Here is a 20,528-nt window from a genome sequence, read left to right as displayed (position 1 = left end):
ACAAGCGCGACTACATCTTCAACGGCACCCTGACCGTCACCGCGATCGTCATCTGGCTCCGCGACACCGTCCAAGAGCCACCAGAAACGGCCTAGGCCGCGCCCTTCAAACCAGCCCGACTCGGGGCTGCGGCGCCCGGCCGACGCCGGTGGGCCCGCAGCCCCGGATTGACGGGAAGGACACGGCCGGGCCACTGGACGACACACCACTCACATGCCACGGGGCCTGCCCACCGCCGAGCGGTGGGCAGGCCCCGTGGTTCGGCCTACGGCGGAGGTCCGGAGTCAGACGCTCTCGGCCACGACCGGGTTGCGCAGCACGCCGATGCCCTCGATCCCGACCTCGACCTCGTCTCCGGGGCGGATCGGCCCGACTCCCGACGGCGTACCGGTCATGATCGCGTCACCGGGCAGCAGCGTCAGGTAGCGGCTGAGGTAGGCGACGATGTCGGGAACGGCGAGCAGCAGGTCCGCCGTGCCGGCCGACTGCGCGACCGTCCCGTTCACCCGGGTCGTCAGCCACAGTGCGGACGGGTCGAGTGCGGTCGCGATGACCGGCCCGAGGGGGGCGAAGGTGTCCTGCCCCTTCCCGATCAGCAGCGTTCCGAAGGCGCTTTCCCTGCGCTGGACAATGCGGTCACTGACGTCATTGCCACACGTGTAGCCGAGGATGTATTCATGAGCCTCCGAGGGCTTCACATGGCGGGCCTCCTTTCCGATGACGACAACCAACTCGCCCTCGAAATGGATCAGTTCGCCATCCGAGGGATAGACGATGGCGTCACCCGGACCGATGACCGCCGTACTCGGCTTCATGAAGCACACGGGAACTTCCGGGACCTCGCGCTCGGTCTCGTCGATGTGCGAGGCGTAGTTGTAGGCGAACCCGAAGATCCGGGGCCGCTCGAGCGGCGCGAGAAGGACTACGTCGCCGACTTCGTCGACCCGGCCCGAAGGGGTCGCCCCGGTGAAGGGATCGCCCTCGAATCTGGCGATCCGGGTATCACCGGATTCAAGCTCTCCGTAGTAACGCTCACTGCCGACGGCATACCTGACGATCCGCAAAGGAGACCTCCGCATGTGGGCAGCCGGGGGCGGCTGCACGGCCCATCCAGCAGTGCTAACGTTAGCACGCAGATGGAGGGTCGGCTCAGCGCCCCACTCCTCCGGCCACGGAGCGCGACAACAGCGCTATCGTTGGCACACGGAAAGTGACCGCACCAGACCCAGTCACGGCAGCCAGAGGGGGCCCGTTACGTGATCACCACCAGGGACATCGCCGAGCGCCTCGGAGTCTCCGTCTCGACGGTCGGCCGGGCACTCGCCGACGACCCCCGCATCAGCGACGAGACCAAGTTCCGGGTTCGCCAGGCCGCTTCCGAGATGGGGTACGTCGGCAACCGCGCGGCGCGGATGATGCGCGGCGCGTCCAGCAACGTGGTCGCACTGGTGATCCCGGACATCCGCAACAGCTTCTACTCGACCATCGCGCACGAGCTGTCCACGAACATGGAGGCCGAGGGCTTCCAGCTGATGCTCTCCGAGACCGACGACGACCGGATGGTGGAGCTGCGCCATCTGCGGGAGCTCTCCGCGAACCGCGTGGCGGGCGTCATCATCGTGCCCACCGCCCGCCCGCACAACGAGTCCGTCAAACTCCTGCGCTCCGTGCCCCACCTACAGCTTCTGCGCCGCCATCCCTCGCTCGGTTCCCAGTGGTTCGGCGTGGACGACCACGAGGCGCTGCGGCAGGCCACGGCCCACCTCGTGGCCCAGGGCCACACCCGCGTCGCCTACCTGGGCGGCCCGGAGGAACTGCCCACGGGTGCGGAGCGGCTGCGCGGCTTCCGCAGCGCCCTGCGCGAGGGCGGACTGCCCGAGGCCGCCGGCGTCACGGAGCTGGGGCCGCCGTCGTCCGTGGACCACGGCCGCCAGGCGGTGCGCCGGCTGCTGCGGGGGCCGGTCGCGCCCACCGCGCTCGTGCTGGGGTCGATCCAGCTCACCCTGGGCGTCCTGGAGGAGCTGTCCGAGCAGGGTGTGAAGGTGCCCGGCGAACTGTCCGTGGTCGGGTTCGGGGACGAGCCCGGTTTCTCCTGGTGGGGCCCCGGGCTCACCACCATCGGCCTGCCGATCCAGGAGATGGCCACCGGCTGCGCACTGTGGCTGATGCGCCGGCTCAAGACCAAGCCGAGCAACGACGGCCCGTACACGTCCCTCTCCCCCGGATCGCTGATCCTGCGCGGCAGCACCGCGCCACCCGGCGACCGGACCCCGTCCACGTCCGGCTGACCGTGGACCGAGGCCGGCCACGCACACGGAAGGCGCGCAGACGGAAGGCGCGTACACGGAAGGCGCCCGGGGTGATGCACCCCGGGCGCCTTCGTGGCGTCTGCCGCGTCAGTGGGTTCCGCCGCGCAGCCGTCGCATGACGCGGGCCGTGCGCGCGAGTTCGTCGAGCACCTGCTCCGCCGCGGCCTCATGGATCTTGCCGGGCCGGAAGGCGCCGTCCTCGACGCACTCGTTGACGAAGGGGATGCTCACGGTCGGGCCGATCGGCAGCATCCTGAGGTTCGCCACGACCTGCTTGCCCATCTGCACCGCCCTGGTGCCCGCCGAGACGCCTCCGTAGCCGACGAACGCCGCCGGCTTGTGCTGCCACTCCACGACCAGGTAGTCCCACGCGTTCTTCAGCGGCGCCGGGAAGCCGCCGTTGTACTCCGGGGTGACGAAGACGAAGGCGTCGGACGCGTCGACGATCCGGCTCCACGCGCGGGTGTGGTCCTTGGTGTACCTCCGCAGGGCGGGCGGATGCGGCTCGTCGAGAAAGGGGAGGGCGAGTTCGTACAGGTCCACGGTGTGCGACGTGAACTGCTCGCACTCCGCGGCCCGGGCGGTGAACCAGTCCGCGACGGACTTGCCCACCCGTCCGGGACGAGTGCTGGCCACCACAGTGGTGAGGGTCATGGGTGCCACAGAGGGTTCGGCTGTCATGTCGGGCTCGCTTTCTTCGGCCGCGGTCCGGCCCGGCGGGCCCACGCCTGCCTGTGCTGTCCGTCCGTCCAGGAGCGTGGGCCCGCCGGAGTCCTCAGCGGGGCGGTTGTGCGAACGATAGCACCGACCCAGGAGCCCACCAAGAGGACACCGTGCAACCCCGGCACCCCGGACGGGAGCTCCCTCCTCACCCTTGACACGGGGACGGACACTCCGCACCATTGCGCTATCGTTAGCATTCGAGCCGCGGTGGGCGGGCAACCCTCGCCCTCACCCTTCGTCCCCACTCCCTCGCCGGGCCGGCCGCGACGACGGAGAGAGCCGTACGACGCCTCGCCCGCTCCCGGTCCCACCGGCACGCCGATCCACCGGCTGCCGCGCCGCGAGGTCCGCGCGCACCTCCGGAGGCCTCTCCCACGCCCCTCGCGGCGAGGACGTCCGCACCGCGAGGGCGGGCGAGGGACCCGCACCAATCGATCGTCCGCACTCCGAAAGGTTGCACCGCAATGACAGACACCCGGATCGCCAGGCTCTACGGCCGCAGGGTGTGGGACTCACGCGGCCGGCCGACCGTCGAGGTCGAGGCCCACCTCGCGGACGGCGCGGTCGGACGGGCCATCGCACCGGCGGGGGCCTCGACGGGCCAGGGCGAAGCACTCGACCTGCGCGACGGCGGCGACCGCTTCGGCGGGCTCGACGTCCTTCGCGCGGTGGGCTCGGTGAACCAGGAGATCGCGCCCGCTCTGCTGCACCGCGACGCGTCCGGCCAGGAGGCCGTGGACCGGCTCCTGGTGGATCTCGACGGAACCCCCGACCGCGGTCGTCTCGGCGGCAACGCGATCGTGGCCACGTCCATGGCGGTCCTGAAGGCCACCGCCGCATCGGCGGGCGTGCCCCTGTGGCAGCACCTGGCGGGCGGACGGCCGGTCCGCATCCCCCTGCCCGAGATCCAGATCTTCGGTGGCGGCGCCCACGCGGACCGCCGTGTCGACGTCCAGGACTTCATGGTGGTCTGCCCCGCGGCACGGAGCTTCTCCGAGGCCCTGGACTGGACGGCGGAGATCTACCGGGCGGCCGGCGGTCTGATGCGCAAGGCGGGGAAGGCCCAGGGCGTGGCCGACGAGGGCGGCTTCTGGCCCGCGTTCGACTCCAACGAGGAGGCGCTGGAAACGCTGACCCTCGCCATCGAGACCGCGGGTTTCGCGCCCTCGGCCCAGGTCGGCATCTCACTGGACGTCGCGGCCTCGCAGTTCGGCGTCGGCGGGCACTACCGGCTGGCGCTCGACGACCGCACGCTGGACACGACGGCGCTGATCGACATGCTCGGCGGCTGGATCGAGCAGTACCCGATCCTGTCCGTCGAGGACCCGGTGGGCGAGGACGACCACGAGGGCATGGTGGAGTTCACCCGGCGCTACGGCCACCGCTGCCAGGTGATCGGCGACGACTACCTGGTCACGAACGCCAAGCGGGTGGAGGCGGCGGCCACCAACGGCGCGGCGAACGCCGTCCTCGTCAAGCCGAACCAGGCCGGCACCGTCACGGAGGCCCACCAGGCCCTGCGCGCCGGAAAGGACGCCGGCTTCGGCACGATCGTCTCGGCCCGGTCCGGGGAGACCGAGGACGTCACCATCGCCCACCTGAGCGTCGGATGGGACGCGGGCCAGCTGAAGGTGGGCTCGTTCACGCGCTCCGAGCGAATGGCGAAGTGGAACGAGGTCCTGCGCATCGAGGAGTCTCTCGGTGATTCCGCGGAATTCAGCGGTTGGTCCGCCTTCGCATTCGCCGATTCCGCGCCTCCCACGACCGGGTCGTAAAAGTCCGGAAGTATTACAGTCATCGAAATCCAGAGCCGACCGGAGCACGGAGACCAGCATGCTGCCCCCCGTCAATCTGCGCCCGAGTTTCAACATCACCCGAACCAGCCACGTGCGTCTCACCGTGGCCGACCTCGCCGAGAGCCGGAACTTCTACGTGAACGCCCTCGGGCTCGTCGTCAGCGACGAGGACGAGCGCACCTGCTACCTCCGCGGTCTCGCCGAGGCATGCCACCACAGCCTCGTACTGGAACTGGACGAAGAGGGCGCCGGCGCCTGCCGGAGGATCGGTTTCCGCGTCTTCCTCGACGAGGACCTCGACGTCGCCTACACGTGGTTCCGCGACCGGGGGCTGCCCGCGGAGTGGGTCGACCTCCCCCACCAGGGCCGCACCCTGCACGTCTGCGACCCCATCGGCACGCCGCTGGAACTCTGCGCGCACATGGAGACCCGGCCGCGGCTGCACATCAGCTTCGAGCACCACAAGGGTGCCCACGCGCAGCGGCTGGACCACTTCCAGACCTTCGCACCGGACACGTACGAACTGACCGCGTTCTACGGCGAACTCGGCTTCCGCAACTCCGAGTACCTGGCGCACGGCGACAAGCTGCTCGGTTCGTTCATGTACCGCAAGGGCACCACCCTGGACCTGGCGCTCGTGGAGAACACCGGTCCCGCCCTGCACCACTTCGCGTACACCGTCTCCGAGAGCCGCGACATCTTCACCGCCTGCGACTGGGCGGGCATCCTCGGCTACGGCGAGGGCGTGGAGCGGGGCCCCGGCCGGCACGGTCCGGGCGGCATGCTCTTCACCTACCTCCGCGACCCCGACGGGCACCGGGTGGAGGTCTTCAACGCCCACTACCAGACGATCGACACCGAGATCGAGCCGGTGCGCTGGGACGCGGGTTCGCTGAGCACCAACGTCCGCTGGGGGTTCCCGGCGCTGGAGAAGTGGTACTTCGAGGCGTCGCCCTTCGTGGGGACGCCGCAGGTGCCGCCCGCCGAGCTTCCCAACCCGATGACGCTCGAGCGCTTCCTGCTCGAACAGTCCGCGCACTGACCCTTCCGTCCCCCGAGGAGACGACATGGCACGCGTTCCCTACCTGCGCCGCGAGGACGCGGACGAGGCGAACAAGCCCCTGTACGACCGGCTCGAAGCCGAACGCAAGGTACCGACGGCGAACATCTTCCTCGCCCTCGCCAACGCACCCGCGCAACTGGACGGCTTCCTGACCTACGCCAACTCGCTGCGGGCCAGTGAGCTCAGCCCCGCGCTCCGCGAACTCGCGATCCTGACCGTGGGGCACGTGACCAGGTCCGCGTACGAGGTGGCGCACCACCACTCGCACGGGCTCAAGGCCGGACTCACGGAGGAACAGATCGCCGCGGTGGGCGACTTCGAAACGGCCGACGTGTTCGACGAGACGGAAAAGGCCGTCATGCGCCTGGCCAAGGAGTCCACGCTCCGCGTCGACGTCTCCGAGGAGACATGGCGCGCCGCCGCCGAGCGCCTGCCCCAGCAGCAGATGGTCGAACTCGCGCTGTCCATCGCCTGGTACAACTCCGGCGTCCGCATCATGGGTCTGCTGGACATAGACCTCGAGGACACCTACCCGAACCCCTTCCCCAATTCGTAGTTCTCGGCGCCGTACGCCCGTCAATGCACAGGATGCGATTGCCGGGCCGCTGTTTCCGCCGCTTCGGCCGTCGAACAGAAAGTCTCCGTCTCCGATCGTGAGGACGGAGCAGTTTCAAGGAGTATTTCAATGGCGAAAATGCTCGCTGCACGACTGCACGCGCTCGGTGAGCCGATGTCCGTGGACACGGTCGACGTGCCCACCCCGCGGCCCACCGACGTGCTGGTGCGGGTCCGGGCGTGCGGAATCGTGCCGAACATGGCCAATGTGATCAACAACTGGCCCACCTGGTATCCGCACCAGCCGCTGCCCAAGCTGCCCGCGATCTTCGGTCTGGATCCCGCGGGCGTGGTCGAGGCGGTCGGCGAGGCGGTCCTCAACACCAAGCCCGGCGACCGGGTCTATGTGAGCCCGCTGCGGTCCTGCGGCAGCTGCCAGGTGTGCCGCGGCGGCGAGCTCAGCCGCTGCCGCTACTTCACGCTGAACGGTTACTTCAGCACCTCCCGTGACGGCCAGCGGATCTTCGATCTCTACCCGTACGGCGGGTTCTGCGAGTACATGACCGCGCCGCAGCACTCGATCGTCAACATCCCCGACAACATGACGTTCGAGCAGGCCGGCAAGCTCGGCTACATCGGCACCTCCTACAGAGCCCTCAAGTACGCCACGGCCGGCCCCGGCCAGGTCGCGCTGATCGACGGAATCACGGGCACCCTCGGCGTCGCCTCCACCCTCCTCGCGCTGGCCTCGGGTGTCTCCAAGGTCCTCGGAACGGGCCGCAACGAGGAACTCCTCAAGCGCGTCAGGGAACTGGCCCCGGACCGGATCGAGGTCATGAGGCTGGGCGAGGGCTCCTCCGGAGAGTGGGCGAAGTCCCGCACCGGCGGCGAGGGGGCGGACTTCGTCATCAGCGCCCTGGGTGCCAAGGCCCCCGTGGAGACGATGCTCGACTCCCTGCGGGGCGTCCGCCGGGGCGGCAAGGTGGTCAACGTCGGCGGCGTGGCCGACCGGCTGCCCCTCGACGTGAAGTGGCTCATGGACGAGCAGGTCCAGCTGATCGGCTCCAACTGGTTCACCACAGCGCAGGGCCAGGAAGTCGCCGACATGGTGGCCACCGGAGCGCTGGACCTGTCCTACCTGATCACCAAGCCCTTCCCCCTGTCCGAGGTCAACGAAGCGATCTCGGGACGCGCCACGGACCACGACGGCGGATTCAGCAACTACGTCGTGATCCCCTGAACCGCGGGTCCCGGGACGCGGATCCGAGCGTCCCGACCCGGCCGGCCGCCGCCTGACGCGGACTTGGCGCCCCGAACCCACCCCGTGGCGGTCCTGTTCTGCCCTGACACCGCCGCGGGGTGATCCACCACAGCCGTGCACACTGCCTGTGATGACGCCGGCACGGGCCCGGCAGGATGGAGGAGCCGGTGGAACTTCGCTGGCTGGAATCGTTCGTCACCGTCGCGGAGGAGCTGCACTTCGCGCGGGCCGCGGACCGTCTGCACCTGGCGCCCTCGGCGCTCAGCGCCCAGGTCAGGGCGCTGGAGTCGCACCTGGGCGTGCGGCTGATCGACCGCGGTCGGCGCACCCGCCCGGCCCTGACCAGTGCCGGGCAGTTGTTCCTGGAGGAGGCACGGCTGACCCTCGCGCAGGCCGCCCGGGCCGTGGCGGTGGGCCGGCGGGCCGGGCGGGGGGAGCTGGGGCACGCGCAGATCGCGTACGTCGCCTCGGCGGCGTTCTCCGGGGTGCTGACCGACGTCCTCACGCGCTGTGCGGCGCCCGGCACCGATCTGACGGTGCAGGTCCGGGAGTTGGAGACGCCGGCCCAGCTGGAGGCGCTGGCCTGCGGGGACATCGACGTCGGTTTCCTGCGCTGGCGTCCGGAGTACCCACCCGACGTCACGGCCACCTGCCTGCTCACCGAACAGGTCGTCCTGGCGCTGCCCGCCACCGCGCCACTGGCGGCGTACGAGGCGGTGCCGGCGGCGAAGCTGCGCGACGAGTGCTTCGTGGCCCCGCACTTCGACGAGGAGTACGGCTGCCGCGACCAGATTCGCGAAGTGGCGGAGCGGGGAGGCTTCAGCCCGCTGTGCGCTCCCCCGGTGCGGGACTTCATCGCGGCTCTGACACTGGTGGGCGGTGGTCTGGCGGTTGCTCTGGTCCCCGGCTCACTGCGTCGCGTGAACATCCCGGGGGTGGCCTACCGTCCGCTGGCGGACGTGGCCCTGACGACCCGGCTGGTGGGCGCCTACCGCAGGGCCGAGACCTCGCCCGCGGTGCGCGGTGTGATCCGCCGGCTGCGGGAGGCGGCCGCCGCCACGGTGACGGCCGGCTGACGTCGCGGGTCCCCGGCGGGGCGTCCGGCGACGCGCACTCCGTTCAGGATGGCGTTGCCCGGCAGCGCCGGTCAACGCCGAACCGGCGCACGTTTGTGCGTGGACGACGCACCGTCGTAGCAGGTCAGAGGGGGTGTCACCGCCTTACGCTCAACACGGCACCACAGACCGTGGCGGCGTCGGTCGACCGCCACCGGACGCAGGGACAGGCGGAGGAGCACATGACATCGATCAAGCACGTGGGCATAGTCGGCGCCGGGCAGATGGGCCGGGGGATCACCGAGGTCTGCGCCCGTGCCGGGCTGTCCGTCACGTTGTGCGACGTGACGGAGGGCCGGGCCCGTGCCGGGCTGGCGGGCGTGGCGGACTCCCTGCTCAAGGCCGAGCAGCGCGGCGCCCTCACCCCACAGGACCGGGCACACGCCCTCGCCGGAATCTCGGTCACCGGCGATCTCTCCCGTCTCTCCGGCGCGGACCTGGTCATCGAGGCCGCCGTCGAGGACGAGCAGGCCAAGACCGAACTGTTCCGGCAGCTCGACAAGGTGGTCACCGACCCGGCCGCCGTGCTGGCCAGCAACACCTCCTCGATCCCCATCGCCCGGCTCGCCTCGGCGACCGGACGGCCGGAGGCGGTGGTCGGCCTGCACTTCTTCAACCCGGTCCCCGTCATGCCACTGGTCGAGATCGTCCCCTCGCTGCACACCTCCAAGGCCACCGAATCGCGGGTACGCGCCTTCGCGGGCGACGTCCTGGGCAAGCGGACGATCGTGGCGCAGGACCGCGCGGGCTTCGTGGTCAACTCCCTCCTGGTGCCGTACCTGTTGGCCGCGGTACGGATGCTCGGCACCGGCACGGCGACGGCGGAGGACATCGACACGGGCATGACGGCGGGCTGCGCCCACCCGATGGGTCCGCTGCGCCTCGCCGACCTCATCGGACTGGACACGGTGGCGGCGATAGGCGAGGCGCTGTACGAGGAGTACCGGGAACCGTTGTACGCCCCTCCCCCGCTGCTGCGCCGCATGGTCGAGTCGGGTCTGCTGGGCCGTAAGTCCGGGCAGGGGTTCTTCACCTACCGGGCGGCCTGAGACCGGCAGCCCTCGGCGGCGACCGGCCAGAACGGTGTCCCGCACGCGGGGCACCGTACGTCCCCGTCGTCCTCGCCCACCGGCCCAGCGCCGCCGACCGCGCCCACCGCTGCCCGCCGGGCGATGAGCGGCCCGGGGGTGTACCCCGCCCTCATCAGGCGGGCCTCTCACGTCGGAGTCCCCCATCGGCCTGGCCGGGGCAGGCTCCGGGGCCGGGCCCGCGCGGAGCGGCGGCCCGGCGGCGTCGAAGACGCCTGTCACACCATGGCCTGCGATCGCGGCCTCCGTGCCCATGGGGCCGCACCGCTCCACCGCCGCCCGTCTGATCCGCCCCCGGACGGACGAGGAGGCGGTGGTGAGTCCGCCTCAGGGGCTGCCGGCCCGTCAGCGGTCGCTCGATACGGACCGCTTCGCGGGCCGAAGTCACCGGCTGAGGTCATCCAGGGATTGCGCGCGCCTCGCGGGGACGCATGCCGTGAGCCGCCTCGAAGGCGTGGCTGGAGTGGGCCGGCTCCTCGCTGGCGAGGCCCCCGCCTTGCCGAGTCGTTCGGTTACGCCGGCGGCACCCGGCGCATCCGTCACCAGGGCGTCCGTATCCCCCCGAGGTCATGACCTCGGGGGGAAGCGCCGGGCTCTGCGACGCCGGCCCGTCGCAGCAGCGCCGCTTGGTACCCCCTGCCGCCCTACGCGGCGTTCCCGGCGGGCGACCACACGATCGTCCTGCTGGGGATCCACGGTCTCGAGACCCGACCCGACGGGGAGCCGCTGGCGGTGCACGGCAGCCGGTTCCGGCGCCTGGCCGTCTGATGACACGGCGGCTGTCGGGGGAACCTCGTTCGGTCTCCGGGAGCGCCCATGGCGGACGTCGAGACACGGCGCCGGTCGTGACCCGGCCGGACGACGGGGTCCGGGGCCGGGTCACCGTACCGGCCGTCCGGGTCCACGACCGTCCGCCGTAGCACCCGCCGCTCCTCCAGTCGGACCACGTGCGAGTCGGTTCGCTGCCGGCCGGTCCTCCGACGGCTGGTGTCGCCCGGCGAGACGCGCCCCGGCACGGGCGGGCCCTTGGGACTTCCCGGGCTACCAGTCATGTCAGCCGGCTATGCGGCGGGCGGCCACTTCCCGCGTGAGCTGGGGAGCCACCGCGAACAGGTCGCCCACCACGCCGAAGTCTGCGAGGTCGAGGATCGGCGCCTCGGGGTCCGTGTTGACCGCGACGATCGTCCGGGAGGTCTGCATGCCGGCGAGGTGCTGGATGGCTCCGGAGATGCCCAGGGCGATGTACAGCTGGGGTGAGACGGTCTGGCCGGTCTGCCCCACCTGGAACTGGTGGGGGTAGTAGCCGGCGTCCACCGCGGCGCGCGAGGCACCCACCGCGCCTCCCAGGGCGTCCGCCAGTTCCTCCACCACCTCGAAGCCGTCGGCTCCTGCGACACCGCGGCCTCCGGAGACGACGACGGGGGCCTCGGTGAGCGCCGGACGGTCGCCCGCGGGTGCGGCCCGCCGGGCGGTGACACGGGCGGATGCCGCGGGGTCGACCGGCGGCAGGGTGAGGGTCCGCAACGCTGCCTCGCCCGGATGCTCGTCCGGCTCGAAGGCCCCCGGACGCACGGTGATCACCGGTATGCCACGGGTGACCCGGGAGCGCACGGTGTACGACCCCCCGAAGACGATCTGGGTGACCACGCCGGAGGAGTCCAGATCGACCGCGTCGATGAGCAGACCGGCGTCCAGCCGCGCGGCGAGGCGCGCGGCCACCTCCCTGCCGTCCGTCACCGCGGAGACCAGGACGGCGGCGGGGGCGGTTTCCCGCGCCAGGAGCTCCAGGGCGTCGACGGCGGGCGTGACGAGGTACTCGGCCGCTTCGGCGGATTCGGCCGCGTGGACACTCGTGGCACCGTGGCGGGCGAGGGACTCCCTCAGGCGCGCCGCCGTGCCGGGGGTTCCCGGGACGACGGCGGCCGGGTCTCCCAACCGCCGTGCGGCGGCCAGGAGTTCGTACGTGGATGTGCTGACGCGTTCCCCGTCGTGGTCGACGAGCACGAGGACATCGGGCATGGGGTGCCTGTTCTCTGGTTTCTCTGGCTTTTCTGGTTCTCTGGTTCTTCGTCGGGGCGGGTCAGAGGAGCTTCTGCGCGATCAGGTACGCGGCAAGGTGCCGGCCGGCCGAGCCGTCGTCCGTGATGCGGGTCCCGGCGGTCCGCGGCGGGCGCGGGACGGCCTCCACCACACGGGTGCGGGTCGCGGGGAATCCGGCTGTGCCGGGGAACAGGTCGTCGAGGTCGACCGTCTGGACCGGCTTCTTCTTGGCGGCCATGATCCCCTTGAACGAGGGGTAGCGCGGCTCGTTGATCTTCTCGGTGACGCTGACCAGCGCGGGCAGCGGTGCGTCCAGCGTCGCCTCGCCGTTCCCGGTCTGCCGCTCGGCGCGCACCCGGTCGGCGTGCACGTCGAGTTCGCGCACGTGGGTCACCTGCGGCAGGCCCAGCAGGTCCGCGACGACGGCCGGGACCGCGCTCGCCCCACCGTCGGTGCTCGCGTCGCCGGCGAGCACCAGGTCGACATCGGGCACGGTCCGCACGGCGGCCGCCAGGACCTTCGCGGTGGTCACCACGTCCGCGCCGCGGAGCCTGTCGTCGCGGATGTGGATGCCCCGGTCGGCGCCCATGGCCAGGACCTTGCGGATGGCGTCGAGCGCGGATTCGGGTCCCATGGAGACGACGGTGACGTGGGCGTCCGCCGTCTCCTTCAGCCTCAGGGCCTCTTCCGCGGCGCGCTCGTTGATCTCGTCCAGGACGAGTTCGGCATCCTCACGGTCGAGGGTGTGATCGGCCTCGGACAGGGTGCGTTCGGCGCCGGTGTCCGGGACCTGCTTGACGAGTACGACGATGTTCACGGCGTTCCTCTCCCCATCGTCGGTGATCAGCGGAACGCCGCCTGGCCGGTGATCGCCTGCCCGACGACCAGGGTGTGCATCTCACTGGTGCCCTCGTAGGTCAGCACGGATTCCAGGTTGTTGGCGTGGCGCAGCGGCGAGTACTCCAGGGAGATGCCGTTGGCCCCCAGGATGGTGCGGCACTCGCGGGCGACGGCGAGGGCCTCGCGGACGTTGTTGAGCTTCCCGACGCTGATCTGCTCCGGGCGGATGCGTCCCTGGTCCTTCAGACGGCCCAGGTGCACAGCGAGCAGGGCCGCGCCGCCCAGGGACACGCTCATGTCGGCGAGCTTCTTCTGGGTGAGCTGGAAGGCGCTGATCGGCTTGTCGAACTGCACCCGGGAGTCGGCGTACTCGACGGCCGCCTGCAGCGAGTCGCGGGCCGCGCCGACCGCGCCGAACAGGATGCCGAAGCGGGCCTCGTTCAGGCAGGACAGCGGTCCGCGCAGGCCCTGCGCGAGCGGCAGCCGCGCCGAGTCGGGCAGCCGTACGTCGTCGAAGTACAGCTCCGAGGTGATGGACGCGCGCAGCGACATCTTCTGCTTGATGTCCTGCGTGGTGAAGCCGGGCGTCCCGCGCGGCACGAGGAAGCCGCGGATGCCGTCCTCGGTCTGCGCCCACACCGTGGCCACGTCGGCGATGCCGCCGTTGGTGATCCACATCTTGGAGCCGTTCAGGATCCAGTCGCCGCCGTCCCGGACGGCCCTGGTGCGCATACCGGAGGGGTTGCTGCCGAAGTCGGGCTCGGTCAGGCCGAAGCAGCCGATCGCCTCACCGGCGGCGAGCCGCGGCAGCCACTCCTCCTTCTGCTCCTGTGAACCCCACTTCCAGATGGAGAACATCGACAGCGAGCCCTGCACGGAGACGAAGCTGCGGAAACCGGAGTCCGCCGCCTCCAGCTCCAGGCAGGCCAGGCCGTAGCTGACCGCGTTGGTGCCGGCGCAGCCGTACCCGTCGAGGTGCATCCCGAGCACCCCCAGTTTGCCCAGTTCGGGGGCGAGTTCGCGGGCGAAGTGCGCGTTCTCGAACCACTCGCCGATGTGCGGCCGCACCCGGTCGGCGAGGAACTTGGCGACGGTGGCCTGGATCTCACGCTCCTCGTCGGTGAGGACGGCAGCGATGTCGAGCAGTTCGAGGGGGTCCTTCAGCGGCTTGCCGCTCATAGGGGGCTCCTTGTGATCACGGTGGTGTACTCGGGTGACGGATTCGGTACGGGTGGTGCTGCGAACGGTCGGGATTCGGTACGGGTGGTGCTGCGAACGGTCGGCCGACCGCCCGTCTCAGGCGGAGGCGTCGTCGGGCGGGCCGTGGAGGATCTCCTCGGAGTGCTCGCCCAGCCGCGGCGGGGGCAGCAGGTACCGCGCGGGTGTTCCGCTCAGTGCGATGGGATGCGCGACCTGACGGGTGGGCCGGCCGGCTTCTCCGTCGGCCGCCGCCGCGGGGATCTCGACGATGCCGGGAAGGCCGAGCCGCCGGGCGAAGGCGAACGCCTCGTCGAGGCCGTTGACCGGGCCGGCCGGCACTCCGGCGGCCAGCAGGACGGTCGACCAGTGATCCGCGCCGCCGGGGCTCAGCAGCCGGGTCAGGATCTCCCGCAGCTCGGCGCGGTGGGCGACCCGGTCGGAGTTGGTGCGGAAGCGGTCGTCGACGGCGAGGCGGGGATCCCCGAGGGCGTCGGCGAGCGCCGCGAACTGCCTGTCGTTGCCCACCGCGAGGGCGATGGGGCGATCGGCGGTCGGGAAGGTCTCGTACGGGGCGATGCTCGGGTGCGCGTTGCCCAGACGCCCCGGGACGACACCGGCGACGGCGAACGCCGACGCCTGGTTGACCATGGCCGACAGCAGCGAGCCGAGGAGGTTCACCTCCACGAGCTGCCCCTCGCCGGTGGCGTCCCGGTGCCGGAGAGCGGCGAGGATGCCGAGCGAGGCGTGCAGTCCGGTGATCACGTCGACGAGGGCCACGCCCGCCTTCACCGGTTCCCCGTCCATGGTCCCGGTCACGCTCATCAGGCCGCCGACGGCCTGCACGAGCAGGTCGTATCCGGGGATGGCCGCGCCCGCACCGCTGCCGAAACCGCTGATCGAGCAGTAGATCAGCTCCGGGTGCCGCGCGCGGAGTTCCTCGTGGCCGAGGCCCAGCCGCTGCATCGTGCCGGGGCGGAAGTTCTCCACCACCACGTCGGACTCGGCGACCAGGGCCCGGGCCCGTTCGCGCCCGGCCTCCGTGGTCAGATCGAGGACGACCGACCTCTTGTTCCGGTTGACGCTCAGGAAATAGGTCGACGTGCCGTCATGGTCCGCCGGAGGGTGCCAGGCCCGGGTTTCGTCCCCGATGCCCGGCCGTTCGACCTTTACGACGTCGGCGCCGAGGTCGGCGAGGAGCATGGTGGCGTACGGCCCCGCGAGAACCCGGGAGAAGTCGGCGATGCGCAGGCCGTCCAGCGCGCCCCGCCCCGCTCCGTCGAGTACGCCGGCCCTTCCCTCCGGTGCGTTGTGCCGGGTGCTCACGCACCCTCCTCTCTGATCGTCCCGCCCGAACGTGGCTCCGCCGGAGCCGGATCCCGTCACCACCAGCGCTTCGCAGGCGGTGCCGGGCGGGTGAGTTCGACGACGGGAAGGCCCTGGCCGAGAGGGGTGACGGCCCGTACGACCGTCACCCGTGCGCCCACCGCCACCACCATCGGTGCCGTCCCGGTGACCTGGCAGAGCAGGTTGAAGCCCTCGTCCATCGCGACGAACCACGTGTTCTGCTGGGCGTGGCCGTTGCGGCGCACCACGGCCCCTTCGCCCACGCTGCGTTCCCGCTGGAAGGCCCTGGACCCGCAGGCACGGCAGGACGAGCGGCGGTAGTCCGGGGTGCCGCACCACAGGCACCGCTGGAAGACGAGTTCGCGGCAGACCGCCGGTACGGTCGGCATGCCGGTCGGCGTCGAGTCGGCGGCAGCCGCTTCGCCGTCCTCCCCGAGCCCGGTGTGTTCGCGGGTTGCTGTCTGGAGCATCGCGGCCTCCTGCACGCAGTTTCGGTGACCGGAAACAGCTGATCGGAATCCGATGTCTCCCTCACCCTGACGCCGCGGCGGATCACCGGTCAACGACGGACTGACGCATCTTTGTGCACGGAAAGCGACCCATTCACCGAGGTCAGAGTCGCTGTCCCGGCGTTACGCTCACCGCGGAGCCCTGGTGGGTACGAGCGGTTCCGGCCAGGGCGCCGACCGGCGGCGCCGAAGGACGAAACGGTCGACGCGAGCACGGCTGCGTTGCGGTATAGCCTCGAACAAGGGGTTCGGCTCTCTGGAGCGGCAAGGGGAGACGAGGGACATCCCGCACGACCGGCGAGCCCCGTGACGGCTCTCAGCGCCGAGGACCGGATGCTCGCCGCGACGCTTCAGCGCGCGGTGCACGAGCTCCGGGCGACCACCGGTACCGCGATGGTCCCGGTCGAGCGGCACCCGTCCTCGCCTCCGGCGAGGCGGACACCGAGTCGGAGCACGGCCGCGGACTGCGCATCGTCGATGCCCTGGCCTCGTCATGGGGCAACTCGCCCAGCGGGCGCGGCAAGTCGGTCTGGTTCGAACTGACCAGGCCGCCGACGTCCGAACGGGACGAGCCCGGGCGCGGGGGCGCGGAGGCCGTGCGGGCGGCACCTGCCGATGCCCGGCAGCCGAGCCCGGCGGAAGCGGGGCGGTCCGTCGTGACACGACGGCGCTGAACTCGCGAAGGGCGCCGGGCGACGTCGGGGACGGCGATCCGCGGACAGTGGTGACGGGACAGGTGATCGCCGCGGGCACGCCGACGTACCCCTCGGACTCCGGTGGGGACGGTCGGCGACGTTCAAGTCAAGTAAGAGGCGGCCTGCGGTACGAGCCGGAGCGCCGAGCGCCTCAAGGTCCCCGAGCCCTCGTCGACGGGGCGCCGCTATCGGTCCGACGGGCGGTTCTCACCAGCACCGTGGGCTTGCGGCGCCTCGTCTCCGCAGTCGCCCCGCCACGGTCAAGCGGTCACATCCTCCGGGAGGCGGGAGCCGTACGACGGGTGAGCAGTGCGCCGAGGGCGATCATGCCGATGCCGAGGACGAAGTGCAGCCAGTCGTCGGCCGTGTTCAGCGGTACGAAGTTGGCGGCGCTGTCGTGACCGACGACCAGGCCGTACAGCCACAGCACCAGGTAGATGGCGCCGCCGACCAGCAGGAACGTACGCGCGCCGGAGGCGGTGCGGGACATGGCCAGGCCGGCGATCCCGAACAGCAGGTGGACGAGGTTGTGCAGGATGGAAACCTGGAAGATCCCGAAGAGCTCGGCTCCGGAATCGTGCGTGGCGAACTTCATCGTGTCGTAGTTCGTGGTGATCCCCGGGATGAACCCCAGGACCCCCACCAGCAGGAACACCGCTCCGACCAGCAGGGCCGCCTGCTGGACCGGGGTGTGGGCAGCTCTCGTCGCATGGGTGCGTGTGGTCATGGTGGTGGCCTTCTCGCTGGGAGCGCTCCGCGGTGAGCGCCTGGTTCCCGGCGAGTACCCACCCCATCCGATTCGCTATCTCTCCTCGGCGTGTCCAGGCGTCGGCGGCGCGTTGGGCACCCTCCCGGCATGTCTCCCGCTAGTTTTCGTCCAGATAAAGACCCAAAGCTCCCGTCCGTTTCGAGGCCGAAGACCGACCATTCCGACGGTCGCAGCCCACCCGGACCGGCGGGCGAGACTCTCGGGAAGGCGCGACGTGACTACGAACGGCTGTGACCGCTCGCCGCGGCGTCCGATGCGGCGAGGGCCGCTGCACGTGCTGACTGCGGGCCTGGTCCTGGTGACCGCCTCCGGATGCACCTGGCGGGATTTCCCGCGCCTCGGCATGCCCACACCGGTCACGGAAGAGGCGCCGAGGGTCCTCTCCCTGTGGCAGGGCTCGTGGGCGGCCGCGCTCGCCGTCGGCGCGCTGGTGTGGGGGCTGATCCTCTGGGCGGCCGTCTTCCACCGGCGCAGCAGGACCAAGGTCGAGATCCCCCCGCAGACCCGGTACAACATGCCCATCGAGGCGCTGTACACGACCGTTCCGCTGATCATCGTCTCGGTGCTCTTCTACTTCACGGCCCGTGACGAGGCCAAGCTCCTCGAACTCTCCCCAAAGCCCGCCCACACCATCAGCGTGGTCGGCTTCCAGTGGAGCTGGGGCTTCAACTACGTCGAGGACGTGGACGGCAGGGCCGGCACGGGCGACGCGAAGGCCGACCCGAACCTGGCGATCGTTCCGGACAGGTACAGCAGGGCCTTCCCCGCGGGCGCCGAAGGCGTCTTCGAGGTCGGCACCCCCGGCGAGCGCAACCCTCAGAACGGCAACCCGGGACCGACGCTGTGGCTGCCCAAGGGCGAGAAGGTCCGCTTCGTCCTGTCCTCCCGTGACGTCATCCACTCCTTCTGGGTCCTTCCGTTCCTGATGAAGCAGGACGTCTTCCCCGGCCACAACGTCAACGTCTTCGAGGTGACGCCGACCCGTGAGGGCACCTTCCGCGGCAAGTGCGCCGAGCTCTGCGGCGTCGACCACGCCCGGATGCTCTTCAACGTCAAGGTCACCTCGCCGGAGCGCTACCGGCAGCACCTCAGGGAGCTGGCCGCCAAGGGGCAGACCGGCTTCGTCCCGGCGGGCACCGACATCACCGACCCGGCCAGGAACGCGGAGCCCAGGAAACTGTGACCCGGTCGACCGCTCCGGGTCGCTCCCGGCGTCGCGGAGGCGGATCCGTGCGCGACCGTCCGGTCACCCGGAGCGTCGGCGTGGCCACCACCACCTGGCGTACTCCGCCCTCATGGCCGCTCATCGGCACACGGCGAAGCAGCCTCGACGGCGACGTCCGCGGGGCGCCGCGTTCCTCGCGGGCGAAGCCGGCCCTCCGCCTCCCTTCCGGCACGTACCGGGGCAGCGGAGGCCCCGATGACGGCCGAGGCCGTGCGGGCGGCGCGGCTGGTCGCGGAAGCCGCGGCGAGCGCACCCGGCCGCGCTCCTGCCGACCCGCGACATGCTCCTCACCGGGGCACAGGCGCCGACCTGGGAGCCGGAAGCGGTGGTCCGCGCCCACTGGTTCGACACCGCGCGGGCCATCGGGGTCCTGGTGGCCAGGCGCGGGCTCACCGCTGATGACGCGCTCGCCCTCATGCGCGCCGAAGCCTTCCGCAGCGGCAAGTCGCTGGCGGACATCACCGCGGACATCCTGGGCGACCCGCCCCCCACCTCGTAACCGCGGTGGGCGATTCCCCGGGCGCCCCGCAGGCGGAAGCGGTGCCTGGAACCTACGGTGGTCGGAGGAAAGCCGGCAAGCCGGAGGGCACGAGGCAGGAGGCCGTGGTGGAGGAGCACTTCGTGTGGGTGACGACGCGCCGCGTTCGGCCGGGCAGCTTGGAGGAGTTCGAGCGGGCATGGCGCCCGGACCCCTACCCGCAAGGTCTGCGCCGCGCCTTCGCGTACTGGTCCGAGGACGGGCAGGAGATCACCGGGGTGTCCTTCTGGGACTCCCGGGAGGCGTGCGACTCCTGGCGGACCTCCGACCCGGAGGCGCGGCGGCGCGCGAACATGGCCGCGTACGTCGTGGAGGAGCGGGAGGGCTTCTACCGCGGCCGCGAACTCGCCGTCCCGCAGCGGTAGCCGCGGCGGCCTCCCCCGTGCACCGGAGTCCGGGGCGGGGGAGGTCAGCCGGCGTGCAGGGCCGTGCGCAGGGTGGCGACGGCCTGGTTGATCGCGGCCTCGGCGGCGTGGGTCTCGCGCAGGGCGTTGAGCATCACGAAGTCGTGGATGATCCCCTGGTAGCGGACCGCGGTGACGGGTACGCCAGCCTGGCGCAGCTTGTTCGCGTAGGCCTCGCCCTCGTCGCGCAGCACGTCGGCCTCGCCGGTGATGACGAGGGCCGGGGGCAGCCCGCGCAGTTGTTCGACGGAGGCGCGCAGGGGGCTCGCGGTGATCTCGGCGCGCTGCTTCTCGTCGGTCGTGTACTGGTCCCAGAACCACTGCATGGCGTCGCGGCGCAGGAAGTAGCCCTCGGCGAACCGGTGGTAGGACGGCGTGTCGAAGGCCGCGTCGGTCACCGGGTAGAACAGCACCTGCTGAACCAGGGGGACGTCCCCGCGTTCCTTGGCCATCAGGGTCAGCGCGGCGGTCATGTTGCCGCCGACGGAGTCGCCGGCCACGGCGATCCGGGTGGCGTCGAGGTCCTTCGCGGCGCCGTCGGTGACGATCCAGCGGGCGACGGCGTAGTTCTGCTCGATGGCGACGGGGTAGCGGGCCTCGGGCGACAGGTCGTACTCGGGGAAGACCACGGCCGCGCCCGCACCGACGGCGAGTTCGCGCACCAGACGGTCGTGGGTGTGGGCGTTGCCGAAGACCCAGCCCGCGCCGTGGATGTAGAGGATCACGGGGAGGGTGCCGGTGGCTCCGGCGGGGCGGACGACGCGGGCGCGGACCCGGCCGGTGGGACCGCCGGAGACGGTGACCCATTCCTCGTCGACGTCCGGCTTGGCGATGTCGCCGGACTGGACCTCGTCGACCGTCTTGCGGCCCTCGACCGGGCCGAGGTCGAACAGGTACGGCGGATTCGCGGTGGCCTCGACGAAGGACTGGGCGGCGGGCTCCAGTACGGGACGGGCGGCGCTGTCGGTCATGGCGACCTCCTGGGTGCGGGTGCCGCGGACGTACTCCTGACGGTAGTCCCGGTGCGGAGCGGCGGCACATCAGGAACGGGAAG

At 71.2% G+C, this 20,528-nt stretch carries 19 protein-coding genes; 10 read left to right on the top strand and 9 right to left on the bottom strand.

The window, feature by feature from the left end; all coding sequences use genetic code 11:
- Nucleotides 1-284 precede the first annotated feature (284 nt).
- Nucleotides 285-1,064 carry a fumarylacetoacetate hydrolase family protein gene (locus tag ACF1A1_RS37305; RefSeq protein ID WP_392006365.1) on the bottom strand — a complete coding sequence of 260 codons (780 nt, stop codon included), beginning with the start codon at nucleotides 1,062-1,064 and terminating at the stop codon, nucleotides 285-287.
- 192 nt (nucleotides 1,065-1,256) lie between these two features.
- On the opposite strand from ACF1A1_RS37305, the gene ACF1A1_RS37300 reads away from it, so the two are divergent.
- Nucleotides 1,257-2,288: a LacI family DNA-binding transcriptional regulator gene (locus tag ACF1A1_RS37300; RefSeq protein ID WP_392006363.1), complete on the top strand. Its 1,032-nt coding sequence runs from the start codon at nucleotides 1,257-1,259 to the stop codon at nucleotides 2,286-2,288.
- 108 nt (nucleotides 2,289-2,396) lie between these two features.
- On the opposite strand, the gene ACF1A1_RS37295 is transcribed toward ACF1A1_RS37300, so the two are convergent.
- Complete coding sequence (locus ACF1A1_RS37295; protein WP_392006361.1) at nucleotides 2,397-2,963, bottom strand: NADPH-dependent FMN reductase; 567 nt, start codon at nucleotides 2,961-2,963, stop codon at nucleotides 2,397-2,399.
- Nucleotides 2,964-3,496: 533 nt separating this feature from the next.
- Between ACF1A1_RS37295 and eno the strand changes: the two genes are divergently transcribed.
- The 6 genes from eno to ACF1A1_RS37265 all read left to right on the top strand — a co-directional run bounded on the left by eno (nucleotide 3,497) and on the right by ACF1A1_RS37265 (nucleotide 9,871).
- Nucleotides 3,497-4,807 carry a phosphopyruvate hydratase gene (eno, locus tag ACF1A1_RS37290; protein ID WP_392006359.1) on the top strand — a complete coding sequence of 437 codons (1,311 nt, stop codon included), beginning with the start codon at nucleotides 3,497-3,499 and terminating at the stop codon, nucleotides 4,805-4,807.
- Nucleotides 4,808-4,865: 58 nt separating this feature from the next.
- A complete protein-coding gene (locus ACF1A1_RS37285) occupies nucleotides 4,866-5,870 on the top strand; it encodes a VOC family protein (RefSeq protein ID WP_392006357.1) in 1,005 nt (334 codons plus the stop codon).
- Between the two features lie 25 nt (nucleotides 5,871-5,895).
- On the top strand, nucleotides 5,896-6,447 hold the full coding sequence (locus tag ACF1A1_RS37280) for a carboxymuconolactone decarboxylase family protein (RefSeq protein ID WP_392006355.1): 552 nt from the start codon (nucleotides 5,896-5,898) through the stop codon (nucleotides 6,445-6,447).
- A 138-nt stretch (nucleotides 6,448-6,585) separates the two neighbouring features.
- Nucleotides 6,586-7,686, top strand: coding sequence for an alcohol dehydrogenase catalytic domain-containing protein (locus tag ACF1A1_RS37275; protein ID WP_392006353.1), 1,101 nt, complete (start codon nucleotides 6,586-6,588; stop codon nucleotides 7,684-7,686).
- A 188-nt stretch (nucleotides 7,687-7,874) separates the two neighbouring features.
- Nucleotides 7,875-8,783: a LysR substrate-binding domain-containing protein gene (locus ACF1A1_RS37270; protein ID WP_392006351.1), complete on the top strand. Its 909-nt coding sequence runs from the start codon at nucleotides 7,875-7,877 to the stop codon at nucleotides 8,781-8,783.
- Between the two features lie 221 nt (nucleotides 8,784-9,004).
- Nucleotides 9,005-9,871 carry a 3-hydroxybutyryl-CoA dehydrogenase gene (locus ACF1A1_RS37265; protein WP_392006349.1) on the top strand — a complete coding sequence of 289 codons (867 nt, stop codon included), beginning with the start codon at nucleotides 9,005-9,007 and terminating at the stop codon, nucleotides 9,869-9,871.
- Between the two features lie 1,092 nt (nucleotides 9,872-10,963).
- Here ACF1A1_RS37265 and ACF1A1_RS37260 read toward each other — a convergent pair.
- From ACF1A1_RS37260 to ACF1A1_RS37235, 6 genes are all read right to left on the bottom strand, one after another.
- On the bottom strand, nucleotides 10,964-11,929 hold the full coding sequence (locus ACF1A1_RS37260) for an electron transfer flavoprotein subunit alpha/FixB family protein (protein ID WP_392006347.1): 966 nt from the start codon (nucleotides 11,927-11,929) through the stop codon (nucleotides 10,964-10,966).
- Between the two features lie 61 nt (nucleotides 11,930-11,990).
- Nucleotides 11,991-12,767, bottom strand: a complete 777-nt coding sequence (locus ACF1A1_RS37255) for an electron transfer flavoprotein subunit beta/FixA family protein (protein ID WP_392006345.1) — start codon at nucleotides 12,765-12,767, stop codon at nucleotides 11,991-11,993.
- A 26-nt stretch (nucleotides 12,768-12,793) separates the two neighbouring features.
- Entirely contained in the window at nucleotides 12,794-13,969 is a 1,176-nt protein-coding gene (locus tag ACF1A1_RS37250; RefSeq protein WP_392006343.1) for an acyl-CoA dehydrogenase family protein, read from the bottom strand.
- A 117-nt stretch (nucleotides 13,970-14,086) separates the two neighbouring features.
- Nucleotides 14,087-15,313 (bottom strand): CaiB/BaiF CoA transferase family protein, encoded by a 1,227-nt coding sequence (locus tag ACF1A1_RS37245; protein WP_392006341.1) that lies wholly within the window; start codon nucleotides 15,311-15,313, stop codon nucleotides 14,087-14,089.
- A 56-nt stretch (nucleotides 15,314-15,369) separates the two neighbouring features.
- Nucleotides 15,370-15,804, bottom strand: coding sequence for a Zn-ribbon domain-containing OB-fold protein (locus tag ACF1A1_RS37240; protein WP_392006339.1), 435 nt, complete (start codon nucleotides 15,802-15,804; stop codon nucleotides 15,370-15,372).
- Between the two features lie 1,002 nt (nucleotides 15,805-16,806).
- Nucleotides 16,807-17,265, bottom strand: a complete 459-nt coding sequence (locus ACF1A1_RS37235) for a DUF4383 domain-containing protein (protein ID WP_392006337.1) — start codon at nucleotides 17,263-17,265, stop codon at nucleotides 16,807-16,809.
- A gap of 256 nt (nucleotides 17,266-17,521) precedes the next feature.
- Between ACF1A1_RS37235 and ACF1A1_RS37230 the strand changes: the two genes are divergently transcribed.
- The 3 genes from ACF1A1_RS37230 (at nucleotide 17,522) to ACF1A1_RS37220 (ending at nucleotide 19,435) form a co-directional block, all read left to right on the top strand.
- Nucleotides 17,522-18,490: a cytochrome c oxidase subunit II gene (locus ACF1A1_RS37230; RefSeq protein WP_392006335.1), complete on the top strand. Its 969-nt coding sequence runs from the start codon at nucleotides 17,522-17,524 to the stop codon at nucleotides 18,488-18,490.
- A 322-nt stretch (nucleotides 18,491-18,812) separates the two neighbouring features.
- Nucleotides 18,813-19,031, top strand: a complete 219-nt coding sequence (locus ACF1A1_RS37225; RefSeq protein ID WP_392006333.1) for an ANTAR domain-containing protein — start codon at nucleotides 18,813-18,815, stop codon at nucleotides 19,029-19,031.
- Nucleotides 19,032-19,138: 107 nt separating this feature from the next.
- Complete coding sequence (locus ACF1A1_RS37220; RefSeq protein ID WP_392006331.1) at nucleotides 19,139-19,435, top strand: hypothetical protein; 297 nt, start codon at nucleotides 19,139-19,141, stop codon at nucleotides 19,433-19,435.
- 44 nt (nucleotides 19,436-19,479) lie between these two features.
- On the opposite strand, the gene ACF1A1_RS37215 is transcribed toward ACF1A1_RS37220, so the two are convergent.
- Nucleotides 19,480-20,445, bottom strand: coding sequence for an alpha/beta hydrolase (locus ACF1A1_RS37215; RefSeq protein WP_392006329.1), 966 nt, complete (start codon nucleotides 20,443-20,445; stop codon nucleotides 19,480-19,482).
- Nucleotides 20,446-20,528: the final 83 nt, after the last annotated feature.

Origin of the sequence: Streptomyces sp. NPDC014995, assembly GCF_043080745.1 — a bacterium.
Lineage (GTDB): Bacteria > Actinomycetota > Actinomycetes > Streptomycetales > Streptomycetaceae > Streptomyces.
This window is presented reverse-complemented; position numbering and strand designations above follow the sequence as displayed.

Bases quoted from the DNA above. Each gene is read 5' to 3' on its own strand.
- ACF1A1_RS37295 (WP_392006361.1), bottom strand. From the start codon at position 2,963: ATGACCCTCACCACTGTGGTGGCCAGCACTCGTCCCGGACGGGTGGGC.
- eno (WP_392006359.1), top strand. From the start codon at position 3,497: ATGACAGACACCCGGATCGCCAGGCTCTACGGCCGCAGGGTGTGGGAC.
- ACF1A1_RS37285 (WP_392006357.1), top strand. From the start codon at position 4,866: ATGCTGCCCCCCGTCAATCTGCGCCCGAGTTTCAACATCACCCGAACC.
- ACF1A1_RS37280 (WP_392006355.1), top strand. From the start codon at position 5,896: ATGGCACGCGTTCCCTACCTGCGCCGCGAGGACGCGGACGAGGCGAAC.
- ACF1A1_RS37275 (WP_392006353.1), top strand. From the start codon at position 6,586: ATGCTCGCTGCACGACTGCACGCGCTCGGTGAGCCGATGTCCGTGGAC.
- ACF1A1_RS37265 (WP_392006349.1), top strand. From the start codon at position 9,005: ATGACATCGATCAAGCACGTGGGCATAGTCGGCGCCGGGCAGATGGGC.
- ACF1A1_RS37260 (WP_392006347.1), bottom strand. From the start codon at position 11,929: ATGCCCGATGTCCTCGTGCTCGTCGACCACGACGGGGAACGCGTCAGC.
- ACF1A1_RS37250 (WP_392006343.1), bottom strand. From the start codon at position 13,969: ATGAGCGGCAAGCCGCTGAAGGACCCCCTCGAACTGCTCGACATCGCT.
- ACF1A1_RS37240 (WP_392006339.1), bottom strand. From the start codon at position 15,804: ATGCTCCAGACAGCAACCCGCGAACACACCGGGCTCGGGGAGGACGGC.
- ACF1A1_RS37235 (WP_392006337.1), bottom strand. From the start codon at position 17,265: ATGACCACACGCACCCATGCGACGAGAGCTGCCCACACCCCGGTCCAG.
- ACF1A1_RS37225 (WP_392006333.1), top strand. From the start codon at position 18,813: ATGCTCCTCACCGGGGCACAGGCGCCGACCTGGGAGCCGGAAGCGGTG.
- ACF1A1_RS37215 (WP_392006329.1), bottom strand. From the start codon at position 20,445: ATGACCGACAGCGCCGCCCGTCCCGTACTGGAGCCCGCCGCCCAGTCC.